This is a genomic window from Cellulosimicrobium cellulans, assembly GCF_016921195.1.
Classification (GTDB): domain Bacteria; phylum Actinomycetota; class Actinomycetes; order Actinomycetales; family Cellulomonadaceae; genus Cellulosimicrobium; species Cellulosimicrobium cellulans_F.
Map to the genome: position 1 here is coordinate 192316 of NZ_JAFGYF010000004.1, position 14406 is coordinate 206721.

The window sequence follows — 14406 nt, forward strand, 5'->3', positions numbered from 1 at the left end:
GCGCGGCACAGGATCTCTGGCCGCACTCCTGCGTGGCTCGCGCCGGTCGACGCATGCGAGCGCTCGACGCTGAGGCTGCACGTGCGACCGACCGAGGGTGCCCGTGTCAGCCGACGAAACCCGACCGTACCTTCGGGATCGACTTTTGTCGACGTTTAGGCGAAAGATGCCTGCCGTGGATCTTTGTTATGTCCGCTCTCTATGCACAAGTGGAGCATCCGCTGAGCGGAGGCTCCTCACGAGTGCGCGGCGCTGCGCGACGCGCTTGTCGACGGCGGACCGGCCACGTCCGCCGCCTGCGCTGAGCTCGAGGCCTACGCCCAGGGATCGGTGATCTCCCGCAGACGCGTGAGCTGACGCCGCAGGGACGCCATCCCGCGCGCACCGAGGTGCGCGGTCCACTCCTCCTCGACCCGGGCGAGCTCCGCCGCGGCGACGCGGGACGCCGCCTCCCCCCGGGCCGTGACGCGCACGAGCCGCGCCCGGCGGTCGGCAGGGTCAGGGACGCGCTCGACGTACCCGGCGGCCTCGAGCTGGTCGACGAGGAACCCCGCGGTCTGCTTGGTGATCTCCGCCGCCTCGGCGAGCTCCGTGAGGCGCGTGCCGTGCGGCCCGATGCGCTGGAAGACCCGGAGCTGCGCCGGCGTCGCGTCGTCGAACCCCGCGTCCCGGACCGCGGCGTAGACCCGCAGCTCGAGCGCGCGGTAGGGGATGAACAGGAGCAGCCCGGTGTTGAGCTCGTCCTGCTCGCTCACGCGCGCCTCCGCGGGGTGCCAGGGGTTGACCATCGTCAGCCAGACTGACTAAAGTAGTCAGATCATCGTATCAGTTCTGGAGGCGCTCCGATGAGTGCACCCGACTACTGGATGACGGAGGACGACGTGTGGGCGGCCGTCGCGACCGCCCGGGCCTCCTTCGCGGACCTGGTCGCCGGTCTCGACCCCGCCGACTGGGAGCGTCCCAGCCTGTGCGCGGGATGGCGCGTCCACGACGTCGCCGCGCACCTCACCCTCGCCCCCACCTCCTCGCGCGCGGCGCTCGCCCGCGGGCTCGTCCGGGCGCTCGTCCGGGGCCGCGCGAGCTTCGACGGGATGATGGACCTCCTCACGCGCGAGGCCGGGACACGCCCGCGCGAGGACGTCCTCGCGGCCCTGCGCGCGGCCGTCGGGTCGCGCCGCCTCGCACCGGGGACGACGCCGCACGTCGCGCTCGTGGACGCGCTCGTCCACGCCCAGGACGTCGCCGTCGCGCTCGGGATCGACCTCCCCGCACCACCCCTCGCGTCGCGCGAGGCGGCCGAGCGCGTGTGGGCGGTGTCGTTCCCCTTCCACGCCCGACGGCGCCTCGCCGGGTTCCGTCTCGTCGCCGCCGACGCGCCGTGGCAGCGCGGCGAGGGGCAGCAGGTGACCGGGTCGATGACCGCCCTGCTCCTGCTGCTCACCGGGCGACCCGCGGCCCTCGCCCTCCTGGACGGTGACGGCGCACGCCGCCTCGCCCGCTCGTTCGCGCCGCACGACCGGGAGGAGCTCCCATGAGCACGATCGCCCAGGTCCTCGCCGTCGCCGCCGGCGTGCTGCACGTCGGCGTCGGGGTCGTCGAAGCCTTCTTCTTCCACCGGCCCTGGGCCCAGCAGTTCCTGCTGCGCAAGCGCTTCTCACCGCCCGAGGTCGGGCTGTGGGCGTTCAACGTCGCGTTCTACAACATGTTCCTCGGCGCCGGGACGGTGCTCGGGGTCGTGCTCGCCGCGAACGGCCTCGTGGACGAGGGCCGGACCCTCGTCCTGTACACCGCGGGCTTCATGACCCTCGGTGGGGTCGTGCTGTGGGTCTCCGACCATCGCCTGTGGACCGGGACCCTCGGACAGTCCGGGTTCGGGCTCGCGACGCTCGTCGTGACCCTCGCGTCCTGACCGGCGCCGCTCGACACCTTCTGGGCGTTGCTACGGTCGAGAGGTGAGCAGCGCCGCGCAGCCCCTGTCCCACGACCCGTCCTGGCCCCGGGCGGGCGACTGGCCCCCGCTCGGCGGGGACGCCGACGTGGACGTCGCGATCCTGGGCGTCCCGGCCTGGCGTACCTCGCTCTCCCCCACCGGCGCGCACGCGACCCCCGCCGCCGTGCGCGACGCGCTGCGCCGGTTCAGCCCCGCCCTCGCTCCCGACCGCCCCCTGCCCGACGGCGGTCCCTCCCCCCGCGTGCAGCCCGCCGCTGCGACCGGACCCGCCGCGACGGGGGCCGTCGGGAGCGAGCGAAGAGCGTCGCCGGGCGGTGCCGGGCCCGTCGACCTCGCGAGCCTCGCGTTCGCCGACCTCGGCGACGTCGACGAGCCGGACGGCGCGGAGGGCGAGGCACGGACGCGCGCGGCGGTCCACGCCGCCCTGGAGCGCGCACGCCTGCTCGTCGCGCTCGGCGGCGACAACTCCGTAACCGTCGCGACGGCGCTCGGGGCGTGGGGCGACGACCTCGCGACCGCGGGCCTCGTCACGCTCGACGCCCACCACGACCTGCGCGACGGCGTGTCGAACGGGTCGCCCGTGCGACGGCTGGTCGAGGCCGGACTCGACCCTCGGCGGGTCGTGCAGGTCGGCATCGCGGACTTCGCCAACTCGGCCGAGTACGCGCGCCGGGCGGTCCAGCTCGGGATCACGGTCGTGCACGTCGACGAGCTGCGCCGCCGCGGCCCCGAGGACGTGATGCGCGCGGCGCTCGAGGTCGCCGGTGCCGCCGGCGGGCCCGTCCACCTCGACGTCGACGTCGACGTGTGCGACCGGTCCGTCGCCCCGGGCTGCCCCGCCAGCGTCCCCGGCGGCATCGCGGCGTGGGAGCTGCGCGCCCTCGTCCGCGCGGCGGCCCGTGACGACCGGCTCCGGTCCGCCGACGTCGTCGAGGTCGACGCCACCGCCGACACCCCCGACGGCCGCACCGTCCGCCTCGCCGCCCTCTGCGTCCTCGAGCTCGCGGCGGGACTCGCCCTCCGCCCGTCAGCACCGGAGCCCGTGCGCACCTAGAGCTGCGGTGACACAGCAGAGCCGTGGTGACGCGAGAGAGAACCCTGGTCGCGCGAGGTAGAACCGCAGTCGCGCGAGGTAGAACCGTGGTCGCGGGACCAGGGTTCTACCTCGCGCTACCGGGGTTCTACCTCGACGGTCCGGGGTTCTCCCTGGCCGGGAGGCGGGCGCCGTCCTTCCAGGTCGCCGCGACGAGCGGGACGCCCGGGCGGTACGCGAGGTGGGTGCGGCTCGGGGCGTCGAGCAGCACGACGTCGGCCCGCGCGCCGGGGGCGAGGTGCCCGACGTCGTCGCGCCGCAGCGCGAGCGCCCCGCCCGCGGTCGCCGACCAGACGGCCTCGGCGACCGTCATCCCCGTCTCGCGGACCGCGAGCGCGACGCACAGCGGCATCGACGACGTGTAGCTCGACCCGGGGTTGCAGTCGCTCGCGAGCGCGACGACGGCGCCCGCGTCGAGGAGGCGTCGCGCGTCGGGGTAGGGCTGACGCGTCGAGAACTCCACGCCCGGGAGCAGGGTCGCGACGGTCCCGGGGACGCCCGCGGGGGACCCGCCGGCCGACCACGAGCCCGCGAGCGCCGCGACGTCGTCGTCGGTGAGGTACGTGCAGTGGTCCACGGCGGCCGCGCCCAGCTCGACGGCGAGCCGCACGCCCTCCCCCGGGCCGAGCTGGTTCGCGTGCACGCGCACGCCGAGTCCGGCGTCGGCCCCGGCCTGGAGGACGCGGCGCGACTGCTCGGGCGTGAACGCGCCGGTCTCGCAGAACACGTCGACCCACCGCGCGTGCGGCGCGCACGCCGCGAGCATGTCGCCGCACACGAGGTCGACGTACGCGTCGTCACGACCCGCGTACTCGGCCGGCACGACGTGCGCCCCGAGGAACGTCACCTCCGGGGTCCTCTCGCGCGCGAGGCGCACGGACCGTTCCTCGTCTGCGACCGTGAGCCCGTACCCGCTCTTCACCTCGACCGTGGTGGTGCCCTGCCGGGCCGCCTCGTCGAGGTGCCGCGCGAGGCCTGCCCGGAGGTCGTCGTCGGACGCCGCGCGCGTCGCCGCGACGGTGGACCGGATGCCGCCCGCCGCGTACGGGCGCCCGGCCATGCGCGCCTCGAACTCGGCGGCACGGTCGCCCGCGAACACGAGGTGCGTGTGCGAGTCGACGAACCCGGGGATCACCGCGCGCCCGCCCGCGTCGACGGTGACGTCGGGCTCCCGCCCGCCCAGCGCGCGCCCGACGGCGTCGCGCGCCTCCCGCGCCGGCCCCGCCCAGGCGACCCGGCCGCCGTCGAGCAGCACGACGGCGTCGGTCACCAGCCCGGTCGGGTCGCCCTCGCGCGTCCCCGGCCCGCCGGCCACGTTGGTCGTCAGCTCCCCGATCCCGCTGAGGAGCGTCGACCCACCGGCGAAAACCGCCGTCGCGCCCCACCGGGCAGGTGCCGAACCCGGGGTTATGGGCGTGCGAGCCGCCGAATCCGCCCGTATCCCCGGGTTCGGCACCGGAGGGTGGGCCATCAGGACTCCCGCGTCGGGATGCGGAGGCCTCCATGCGCGGCCGCCGCGACCGCGTCGTCGTAACCCGCGTCGACGTGGCGCAGCACCCCGAGGCCCGGGTCGTTCGACAGCACGCGCGCGAGCTTGGCCGCGGCGAGCGGCGTGCCGTCCGCGACGGACACCTGGCCGGCGTGGATCGAGCGGCCCATGCCGACGCCGCCGCCCTGGTGGATCGACACCCACGTCGCGCCGGACGACGCGGCCGTGAGCGCGTTGAGCAGCGGCCAGTCGGCGATCGCGTCGGAGCCGTCAGCCATGGCCTCCGTCTCGCGGTACGGGGACGCGACCGACCCGGCGTCGAGGTGGTCGCGGCCGATGACGACCGGAGCGCGTACCGCGCCCGACGCGACGAGGTCGTTGAACGCGAGGCCCGCGCGGTCGCGCTCGCCGTGCCCGAGCCAGCAGATGCGCGCGGGCAGGCCCTGGAACGCGACGCGCTCCTGGGCGGCGCGGATCCAGCGGTGCAGGTGGTCGTCGTCGAACAGGTCGAGCACGGCGGCGTCGGTCGCGGCGATGTCGCGCGGGTCGCCCGAGAGCGCGGCCCACCGGAACGGGCCCTTGCCCTGCGCGAACAGGGGCCGGATGTACGCGGGCACGAACCCCGGGAAGTCGAACGCCCGGTCGTAGCCGCCGCGGCGCGCCTCGTCGCGGATCGAGTTGCCGTAGTCGAACACCTCGGCGCCCGCGTCGAGGAACCCGACCATCCCCTCGACGTGCCGCGCCATGGACTCGCGCGCGCGGTCGGTGAACTCGTCGGGCTTGGCCACCGCGTAGTCCGCCCACTCCTCGACCGCCACCCCGACCGGCAGGTACGACAGCGGGTCGTGCGCCGACGTCTGGTCCGTGACGACGTCGACCTCGACCCCGCGCCGCAGCAGCTCCGGCACGACCGTCGCGCTGTTCCCCTCGACCCCCACCGACAGCGCCCGGCGCTCGCGCCGCGCGCCCTCGACGAGCCGGACCGCGGCGTCGAGGTCGTCGGCGACCACGTCGAGGTACCGCTCGCGCACGCGCCGGTCGAGGCGCGACCGGTCGACGTCGACCACGAGGCACGCCCCGCCGTTGAGCGTCACCGCGAGCGGCTGCGCGCCGCCCATCCCGCCGCACCCGCCGGTGAGCGTGAGCGTCCCGGCGAGGGTCCCGCCACTGAGCCCCTGCCCGCCCTGGCGGGCGGCGAGCTTCGCGGCGACCGCGGCGAGCGTCTCGTACGTGCCCTGGAGGATGCCCTGCGCGCCGATGTAGATCCACGACCCCGCCGTCATCTGCCCGTACATCGTCAGGCCCATCGCCTCGAGCCGCCGGAACTCGGGCCACGTCGCCCAGTCCCCCACGAGGTTGCTGTTCGCGAGCAGCACGCGCGGCGCCCACTCGTGGGTCCGCAGCACCCCGACCGGCTTGCCCGACTGCACGAGGAGAGTCTCGTCGTCCGCGAGCGTCGTCAGCGTGCGGACGATCGCGTGGTAGCTCGGCCAGTCGCGCGCCGCCCGGCCGGTGCCGCCGTAGACGACGAGGTCGTCGGGCCGCTCCGCGACCTCGGGGTCGAGGTTGTTCATGAGCATCCGCAGCGGCGCCTCGGTCTGCCACGACCGCGCGGTGAGCGTCGTGCCGCGGGGCGCGCGGACGGGGACGGGGGTGCCGAGGCGGTGGGTCGGCTCGTGGACCATGGTCGTCTCGCTCCTTCGGGGTCGGGCGGGCGGGAGGTCAGGCCAGGTGCCCGACGGCGGCGCTCGCCGCCGCGGTCACGGCACCCGTCGCGACGAGGTGGGTCACGGCCTCGATCTCGGGCGCGAGGTAGCGGTCCGGTCCGGGGCCAGCGGCGGCCGTGCGCACGAGGTCGCGCACGGCGCCGGTCCCCCGCGCGGGGTGCAGGGACCCGCCGTCGCAGCGGAGGTCGAGTGCGCGCGTCGCGGTGAGGAGCTCGATCGCGAGGACACGGCCCAGGCCGTCGACGGCGCGCCGGAGCTTGCGCGCCCCGGCCCACCCCATGGACACGTGGTCCTCCTGCATGGCCGACGACGGGATCGAGTCGACGCTCGACGGCACCGCGAGCCGCTTGAGCTCCGAGACGATCCCCGCCGCCGTGTACTGCGCGATCATCAGGCCGGAGTCGACGCCCGGGTCGTCGGCGAGGAACGGCGGCAGGCCCTCGTTGCGGGCCTTGTCGAGGAACCGGTCCGTGCGGCGCTCGCTCATGCTCGCGACGTCGGCCGCGGCGATCGCGAGGAAGTCGAGCACGTACGCGACCGGGGCGCCGTGGAAGTTGCCGTTCGACTCGACGCGCCCGTCCACCGTGACGACCGGGTTGTCGATCGCCGCCGCGAGCTCCCGGCGCGCGACGGCGGCCGCGTGGTCGAGCGTGTCGCGCGCGGCGCCGTGCACCTGGGGCGCGCACCGCAGCGAGTACGCGTCCTGCACCCGCGTGCACTCGGGCCGGCCGTCGGCGTCGAGCGTGCGGTGGCTCGCGACGACGGGCGAGCCGTCGAGCAGCGCGCGCAGGTTCGCGGCCGACGCCGCCTGGCCGGGGTGCGGGCGCATCCCCACGAGGTCCGCCGCGAACGGCGCGTCGGAGCCGAGCAGCGCCTCGACGCTCGCGGCGGCCGCGACGTCGGCGGTCGTGAGCAGCGCCTGGAGGTCGTGCAGCGCGAGCGCGAGCATGCCGAGCATGCCGTCCGTGCCGTTGATGAGCGCGAGGCCCTCCTTCTCGCGCAGCGCGAGCGGCGCGATCCCGGCGGCGGCGAGCGCGGCCGCGGCGGGCACGAGGGCTCCCGTCGCGTCGCGGACCTCACCCTCGCCGAGCGCCGCGAGCGCCACGTGCGCGAGCGGCGCGAGGTCGCCGGAGCAGCCGAGCGAGCCGAACTCGCGCACCACGGGCGTGATCCCGGCGTCGAGCATCGCGGCGTACGTCTGTGCGACGACGGGGCGCGCCCCGGTCCGCCCGGTCGCCAAGGTCGCGAGCCGCAGGAGCTGCAGCGCCCGCACGACCTCGCGCTCGACCTCCGGCCCCGACCCCGCGGCGTGCGACCGCACGAGGCTGAGCTGGAGCTGCGCGCGCCGCTCGACCGGGATGTGGCGGCGGGCGAGAGCGCCGAACCCGGTCGAGACGCCGTAGTGCGGCCGGTCGTCGTCCGCGAGCCCCTCGACGACCGCGCGGCTCGCGGCCATCGCGTCGACCGCCGCGTCGGCGAGCCGCACGCGCGCCCCGTGCCGTGCGACGTCGACCACGTCGTCGATCGTCAGCGGCCCGTCGCCCACGACGACCACGCGCGCGGCGCGGGCCGGGTCGGGGGCGGAGGACGCCGTCGTGCCGGGTGCGGGGGCCGCCGTCGGGCCATGGCGCACGGGGTCGGGTGCGCCGGCGCCGGAGCGGTCGGGGACGGACGGGGAGTGCGTCGTCGCTGCCATGCCCCTAGGACACACCGCGCCTCGACGCGCCGGGAGCCCGGCACGGGAGGTTCAGTCTGGGATCCCAGACACCTGCCGCCCGTCGGCCGCGTCAGGCGCCCACGTACGCCGCCAGGTGCTCACCCGTGAGCGTGGACCTCGTCGCCACGAGATCGGCCGGCGTGCCCTCGAAGACGACGCGACCGCCGTCGTGCCCGGCGCCGGGGCCGAGGTCGATGATCCAGTCCGCGTGCGCCATGACCGCCTGGTGGTGCTCGATGACGATGACCGACTTGCCCGAGTCGACGATCCGGTCGAGCAGCCCGAGGAGGTTCTGCACGTCGGCGAGGTGCAGGCCCGTCGTCGGCTCGTCGAGGACGATCACGCCGCCCTTGTCGCCGAGGTGCGTGGCGAGCTTGAGGCGCTGACGCTCGCCGCCGGACAGGGTCGTGAGCGGCTGGCCGAGGCTCACGTACCCGAGGCCGACGTCGTCGAGCCGCTCGAGGATCGCCTTCGCCGCGGGCACCTTGGCGTCGCCGGACGAGAAGAACTCGCGCGCCTTCGCGACCGGGAGGTCCAGCACGTCGGCGATGTTCAGCCCGCCGAGCGTGTAGTCGAGCACCGCGGCCTGGAACCGGCGGCCCCCGCAGTCCTCGCACGGGGTCGAGACGGTCTCCATGAAGCCGAGCTCGGTGTAGATGACACCCGCGCCCTTGCACTCGGGGCACGCGCCCTCGGAGTTCGCGCTGAAGAGGGCCGGCTTGACGCCGTTCGCCTTGGCGAACGCCTTGCGGATCGGCTCCAGCAGGCCCGTGTACGTCGCGGGGTTGCTGCGACGCGACCCCCGCACCGCGCTCTGGTCGATCGTCACGACGCCCTCGCGCCGCGACACCGACCCCTCGACGAGCGAGCTCTTGCCCGACCCGGCGACGCCCGTCAGGACGACGAGCACCCCGAGCGGGATGTCGACGTCCACGTCCTGGAGGTTGTGCGCGTCGGCGCCGCGGATCTCCAGCGCGCCCGACGGCGTCCGCACCTCGTCCTTGAGCGTCGCCCGGTCGTCGAGGTGGCGGCCGGTCACGGTGTCGCTCGCGCGCAGCCCGTCGACCGTGCCCTCGAACGTCACGTGCCCGCCGGCCGTGCCCGCACCCGGGCCCAGGTCGACGACGTGGTCAGCGACGACGATCGTCTCCGGCTTGTGCTCGACGACGAGGACCGTGTTGCCCTTGTCGCGCAGCTGGAGCAGGAGGCCGTTCATGCGGTCGATGTCGTGCGGGTGCAGGCCGATGGTCGGCTCGTCGAAGACGTAGGTGACGTCGGTGAGCGACGACCCGAGGTGGCGCAGCATCTTGATGCGCTGCGACTCGCCCCCGGACAGCGTGCCCGACGGCCGGTCGAGGCTGAGGTAGCCCAGCCCGAGCTCGACGAACGACGCGAGGTTCTCGCCGAGCGCGTTCACCACGGGTGCCATGTTCGGGTCGTCGAGGTCGCGGATCCACGCGGCGAGGTCGGTGATCTGCATCGCGCACAGGTCCGCGATGTTGACCCCGCGGATCTTCGACGAGCGCGCCGACTCCGACAGGCGCGTCCCGCCGCAGTCGGGACACGGCGCGAACGTCGCCGCGCGCTCGACGAACGCGCGGACGTGCGGCTGGAGCGAGTCGACGTCCTTGGAGAACATCGACTTCTGGATCTTGGGGATCAGGCCCTCGTAGGTGACGTTGATCCCCATCGCCTTGATCTTGGTGGGCTCCTTGTAGAGGAAGTCCTGCCTCTGCTGGTCGGTGAACTCGCGGATCGGCCTGTCCGCCGGGAAGAACCCGGACTCGGCGAACCCGCGCACCATCCACCCGTCGGCGGTGTACCCCGGGACCTTGATCGCGCCGTCGAGCAGGGACTTGGAGTCGTCGACGATCTCCGCGAGGTCGAGGTCGGAGACCGCACCGCGCCCCTCGCACCGCGGGCACATCCCCCCGTGGTAGATCGCGTTGCGCACGATCGTCTTCTCGCCCGTGGCCGACGTCATGATGCCGCTCGCCTTGCGCGCGGGGATGTTGAAGGAGAACGCCGTGGGCGGCCCCACCTGCGGCTCGCCGAACCGGCTGAACAGCACCCGCAGGATCGCGTTGGCGTCGGTCACCGTGCCCACGGTGGAGCGCGGGTTCGCGCCGAGGCGCTCCTGGTCCACGACGATCGCCGTCGTCAGCCCCTCGAGGACGTCGACGTCGGGGCGGTCCAGCGTGGGCATGAAGCCCTGGAGGAACGCCGGGTAGGTCTCGTTGATGAGGCGCTGCGACTCGGCGGCGATCGTGTCGAACACGAGCGAGCTCTTGCCCGACCCGGAGACCCCCGTGAACACCGTGAGGCGCCGCTTGGGGATCTCGACGCTCACGTCCTGGAGGTTGTTCGCCCGCGCCCCCTGGACCCGGATGACGTCGTGCCCGTCGGGGTCCTGGGGCACCGAGGTCTGCGTGCGGTTCGTCGTTGCCGTGCTCATCGTGTCTCCTCGTCGTCGAGCCTCGTCGCGCCTCCACCGGCGAGCCGGCCGATGAAAGTCTGCCCGAGTGCCGTGCGGTCCCGCGCGGGGATTCTGGTGCGCCGCACGGCAGACCTGGCGACAGGACCGGTCGCGCGGGCGGAGCTCACCGCGGCGTGAGCGGCACGAGCGGGTACTGCCGCTCGGTCTTGCTCTGGTATCTGGCGATCCGCGGCTGCGCCGTCGCGACGCACTGCCACGCGCGCTCGCGGTCCGCGCCGTCCAGCTCGTGCGGCGTCGCCGGGACGGGCGCGCGCCCCGGCAGCTCGATCGCGACGTCGTCCGGGCGGGCCGCGAGGTTGGCGTGCCAGTCCGGGTTGCGGCTGCCGCCACCCGAGGCGACGACGAGGACCGCGTCCCCCTCGTCCGGCAGCCACATGAGCGGCGTCTCGCGCGGTGCCCCGCTGCGGCGGCCGACCGTGTGCAGCACGAGGACGTCCATCCCCAGGAACGTGCCCTTGCCGCCGCGGACCTTGCGTACGAGCCGCGCGTTCGAGCGGCGCTGCATCCAGCGCGAGAAGCGTCCCGGCGCGCCCGGGACGTGACCCGCGCCGTTCGTCGTCCGTCCTTCGGTGCTCATCGTCCTGCTCCTCCTGTGTCGGTCAGCCGTGCCCTGCGTGGCCGCGTCGGTCGCGGCCGCCCGTCGGCGCCGTCGTCCCCGGGGGTCACCGGGGACGACGGCGCTGCTCACCGCTCGTCCAGCACCTCGCCGTCGAGCGCCTCGTGGTCGGTCGTCAGGCCGAGCGTCGCCCCGACGAGCGGGACGTCGCGCGCGGCCTGCGCCGCCGTCTGCATCGCGGCTGCCGAGTCCCACCGCCAGATGTCGAGGTACGTCCCGTCCTCCAGCCGGACGAGCGTGGCCGCGGTGAACGCGGGGTTCGCCGCGCGCAGCCCCTGGATCAGCGCGCTGCGCTGCTCGAGCATCTGGGCCAGCCGGCCCGTCTCCACCGTGTACCGGTGCGTCCTGACGACGGCCATGGTCGTCTCCTCTCGATCCCGCCCGGCGCCTCTCGCCGTGCCCCTCCAGGCTCGGGGTGTGCGGTCGCGCGAACAACGGCCGATCCCGCAACGCTGGTTGCGCCCGGAGTTAACGAACGCGACGATCGTCGGGTGGAGCTGCGCGACATCGAGATCTTCCTGACGCTCGCCGAGGAGCTGCACTTCGGGCGCACCGCCGAGCGCCTGCACGTGTCCCCGCCCCGGGTGAGCCAGGCGATCGCCAAGCAGGAGCGCCGGATCGGCGCGCCCCTGTTCGAGCGCACCAGCCGGCGCGTCACGCTCACGCCCCTCGGGGAGCAGCTCCGGGCCGACCTCGAGGCGGGGTACCGCCGGATCCTCGAGGGCGTCGAGTCCGCCGCGAGCACCGCACGGGCCGCGCGGGAGACCCTGACGTTCGGCGTCATGGGACCCCTGTGGCAGGAGCTCGCTCCCGTCACCGCGCTGTTCCGCGCCCGCAACCCGCACGTCGACCTGCGCATGCGCGAGGTCCGCATCGACGAGCCCTTCCGCCTCCTGCGGGAGGGCGAGGTCGACGTCGCGCTCCTGTGGCTGCCCGTCGAGGAGAGGGACCTCGCGGTCGGCCCGGTGACCTTCACCGAGCCGATCGTGCTCGCCGTCGGGCGCACGCACCCGCTGGCCACGCGCTCGTCGGTGTCCGTCGCGGAGCTGGCTGACGAGAACGTCCTCCCGTCCGGGCTGCCCGTCCCCGACTACTGGGAGGACGCCGTCAGCCCCGTCCCCCGCAGCGAGCCCGACCGCGGCGGCACCACCCCGACGCGCGAGGAGGTGCTGTGGCGCGTCATGTCCGGCGACGGCGTCGCCGTCGCGTGCGCCCAGGGCATCCGCTACCTCGAGCGCTCCGACGTCGCCTACGTGCCGCTCGACGAGCGGCCCGTGCTGCGGTGGGGACTCGTCCGGCGCGCGGGGCCGATCCCCCCGCTCGTCGCCGAGTTCTCCCAGGTCGCCGCGGAGCTCGGTCCGCTCGCCCTCGCTCTCGACCTCGAGACCGTCGGGTCGCGGGGCCGGGGCTGACCGGGCCGACGCGGGCCGTCCGTCGCGGCGCGCTCAGCGGCGCTGCTGGATGCGGATCTCGTTGCCCGCGGGGTCGCGGAACGCGCAGTCGCGGACGCCGTACGGCTGGTCGATCAGCTCCTGCACGACCTCCGCGCCCGCGGCCTCGATCCGGGCGAACGTCTCGTCGACGTCCGTCGTCGCGAGGTTGACCCCGAAGTACGCGCCCTTGGCGACGATCTCCAGGAGCGCGCGCTTGTCGTCGTCGCTGAGGCCCGGCGTCGCGGCCGGCGGGTGCAGCACGATCGCCGTGTCCGGCTGGTCGGCCGGGCCCACGGTGATCCATCGCATCCCCTCGTACCCGACGTCGTTGCGGATCTCGAAGCCGAGGACGTCGCGGTAGAACGCGAGCGACGCGTCGGGGTCGGTCTGGGGCAGGAAGCTGGAGTTGATGGTGAGGTTCATGGGAACGACGCTAGGACCGTCGTCCCGCCCGCGCTTCTCGATTCCTGACCGGTCTCGTGACGCGTCGCGCGACGCACGCCGGCATCCCGTCCAGGCGCTCCGCACCGGGGTCCGTGCTGGTCCCGCCCGGACGCGCCCGCCCGGCGGCCGCCGTGCCGCCCGAGGCCGCCGCCGCGGCCGTCCGGGACTCCGCAGGCGCAGGGGACCCGGCGTCGGACGCCGTCGCGCGGCGCCGGTACACGCTCGGCGGCACGCCGACGAGCTCGGTGAAGCGCGTGCTGAACGTACCGAGCGACGAGCACCCCACCGCGAAGCACACCTCCGTCACGCTCAGGTCGCCGCGGCGCAGCAGCGCCTTCGCGCGCTCGATGCGCCGCGTCATGAGATACGCGTAGACCGTCTCCCCGTACGCAGCCCGGAACGCGCGGCTGAGGTGCCCTGCGGAGACGTGCACGCCGGCCGCGAGCGCCGCGACGTCGAGGGGCTGCGCGTACTCGCGGTCGATCCGGTCGCGCACGCGCCGCAGCCGCGCGAGGTCGCGCAGGCGCTGGTCGTCGGGCAGGGTCGTCACGCCTCGATCGTGCCACGCGCCTACCGTGGTCTCCATGCCGAGCGACGTCCCCGCCGCGCGCCAGGCCGTCCGCGTGCTCACCTACCTCGCCGCGCAGGCCGGTCCGTCGCCCGCGGCCGCCGTCGCGCAGGGCCTCGGGCTCCCCCGCTCGACCGTCTACCACCTCCTCTCCGTGCTCGTGGACGAGGGGTTCGTGACCCACCTCCCCGAGGAGCACCGGTACGGGCTCGGGACGGCGTCGCTCGCCCTCGGCTCCGCGTACGCGCGTCAGGCGCCCCTCGCCCGGCTCGCGCGGCCCGTCGTCGCGCGCCTCGTCGAGACGACCGGTGAGAGCGCGCACCTCGCCGTGCTCAACGGGCGCGAGGTCCTCTACCTCGTCGAGCAGCGCGCGCCGCGCCGCCCCACGCTCGTGACCGACGTCGACGTCCGCCTCCCCGCCCACCTCACCGCGAGCGGGCGCGCCGTCCTCGCCGGTCTGCCCGCCGCCCAGGTGCGCGCCCTCTTCCCGAACACCGCCGCGTTCGCCGACCGCACCGGCGTCGGGCCGCAGTCCCTCGGCGCCCTGCGCGACGTCCTGCGCGGCGTCCGACGGCGCGGCTGGGCCGAGGAGGACGGCGAGGTCACCCCCGGCCTCGCGTCCGTCGCCCACGCGGCCGTCGACCACACCGGCCTCCCCGTCGCCGGCATCGCCCTCACCTTCTGGGCCGACGACGCACCGCCTGCCCGCCGTGCCGAGCTCGCCGCCGCCGTCGGCCGCGCCGCGACGGAGGTCAGCCGCCGCCTCGGGGCGCGGGAGAACCCTGGTCTCGCGAGAGAGAACCCTGGTCTCGCGAGAGAGAACCCTGGTCGGCCGAGGTAGAGCCCCGGTTGCGCGAGATAGAGCCGTGGT

13 protein-coding genes and 1 pseudogene are annotated in these 14406 nt (G+C 75.0%); 5 read left to right on the top strand and 9 right to left on the bottom strand.

What is annotated here, in order from left to right:
• Positions 1-314: 314 nt before the first annotated feature.
• Positions 315-755: a MarR family winged helix-turn-helix transcriptional regulator gene (locus JN535_RS10950; RefSeq protein ID WP_307868583.1), complete on the bottom strand. Its 441-nt coding sequence runs from the start codon at positions 753-755 to the stop codon at positions 315-317.
• 90 nt (positions 756-845) lie between these two features.
• On the opposite strand from JN535_RS10950, the gene JN535_RS10955 reads away from it, so the two are divergent.
• Genes JN535_RS10955 through JN535_RS10965 form a run of 3 tightly spaced genes read left to right on the top strand, consistent with a single transcriptional unit; the run spans position 846 to position 3005 of the window.
• Positions 846-1535, top strand: a complete 690-nt coding sequence (locus tag JN535_RS10955) for a maleylpyruvate isomerase family mycothiol-dependent enzyme (RefSeq protein WP_205205589.1) — start codon at positions 846-848, stop codon at positions 1533-1535.
• Positions 1532-1909, top strand: coding sequence for a DUF1304 family protein (locus JN535_RS10960; protein WP_205205590.1), 378 nt, complete (start codon positions 1532-1534; stop codon positions 1907-1909). Before JN535_RS10955 ends, JN535_RS10960 begins: the two co-directional genes overlap by 4 nt.
• A 43-nt stretch (positions 1910-1952) precedes the next feature.
• A complete protein-coding gene (locus JN535_RS10965) occupies positions 1953-3005 on the top strand; it encodes an arginase family protein (RefSeq protein ID WP_374100498.1) in 1053 nt (350 codons plus the stop codon).
• Positions 3006-3132: 127 nt separating this feature from the next.
• Here JN535_RS10965 and hutI read toward each other — a convergent pair whose 3' ends face one another.
• The 6 genes from hutI to JN535_RS10995 form a co-directional block, all read right to left on the bottom strand.
• Positions 3133-4359 carry an imidazolonepropionase gene (gene hutI / locus JN535_RS10970; RefSeq protein WP_307868584.1) on the bottom strand — a complete coding sequence of 409 codons (1227 nt, stop codon included), beginning with the start codon at positions 4357-4359 and terminating at the stop codon, positions 3133-3135.
• 155 nt (positions 4360-4514) lie between these two features.
• Complete coding sequence (locus JN535_RS10975) at positions 4515-6218, bottom strand: urocanate hydratase (RefSeq protein ID WP_205205592.1); 1704 nt, start codon at positions 6216-6218, stop codon at positions 4515-4517.
• A 37-nt stretch (positions 6219-6255) separates the two neighbouring features.
• On the bottom strand, positions 6256-7956 hold the full coding sequence (hutH, locus tag JN535_RS10980; RefSeq protein ID WP_205205593.1) for a histidine ammonia-lyase: 1701 nt from the start codon (positions 7954-7956) through the stop codon (positions 6256-6258).
• Positions 7957-8047: 91 nt separating this feature from the next.
• Positions 8048-10432 (bottom strand): ATP-binding cassette domain-containing protein, encoded by a 2385-nt coding sequence (locus tag JN535_RS10985; RefSeq protein ID WP_205205594.1) that lies wholly within the window; start codon positions 10430-10432, stop codon positions 8048-8050.
• A gap of 145 nt (positions 10433-10577) precedes the next feature.
• Positions 10578-11051, bottom strand: a complete 474-nt coding sequence (locus JN535_RS10990; RefSeq protein ID WP_205205595.1) for a nitroreductase family deazaflavin-dependent oxidoreductase — start codon at positions 11049-11051, stop codon at positions 10578-10580.
• A gap of 107 nt (positions 11052-11158) precedes the next feature.
• Positions 11159-11449: a hypothetical protein gene (locus tag JN535_RS10995; protein WP_205205596.1), complete on the bottom strand. Its 291-nt coding sequence runs from the start codon at positions 11447-11449 to the stop codon at positions 11159-11161.
• Positions 11450-11581: 132 nt separating this feature from the next.
• On the opposite strand from JN535_RS10995, the gene JN535_RS11000 reads away from it, so the two are divergent.
• The gene (locus tag JN535_RS11000) at positions 11582-12502 is read left to right on the top strand and encodes a LysR family transcriptional regulator (RefSeq protein WP_205205597.1); all 921 of its coding nucleotides are present in this window, start codon (positions 11582-11584) and stop codon (positions 12500-12502) included.
• A gap of 33 nt (positions 12503-12535) precedes the next feature.
• Here JN535_RS11000 and JN535_RS11005 read toward each other — a convergent pair whose 3' ends face one another.
• The gene (locus tag JN535_RS11005) at positions 12536-12946 is read right to left on the bottom strand and encodes a VOC family protein (RefSeq protein ID WP_205205598.1); all 411 of its coding nucleotides are present in this window, start codon (positions 12944-12946) and stop codon (positions 12536-12538) included.
• A 220-nt stretch (positions 12947-13166) separates the two neighbouring features.
• Positions 13167-13553: pseudogene (locus JN535_RS20785) on the bottom strand (helix-turn-helix transcriptional regulator); the annotation flags it as partial.
• On the opposite strand from JN535_RS20785, the gene JN535_RS11015 reads away from it, so the two are divergent.
• Positions 13552-14376: an IclR family transcriptional regulator gene (locus tag JN535_RS11015; protein WP_205205600.1), complete on the top strand. Its 825-nt coding sequence runs from the start codon at positions 13552-13554 to the stop codon at positions 14374-14376. The pseudogene JN535_RS20785 and the gene JN535_RS11015 overlap by 2 nt on opposite strands.
• Positions 14377-14406 lie beyond the last annotated feature (30 nt).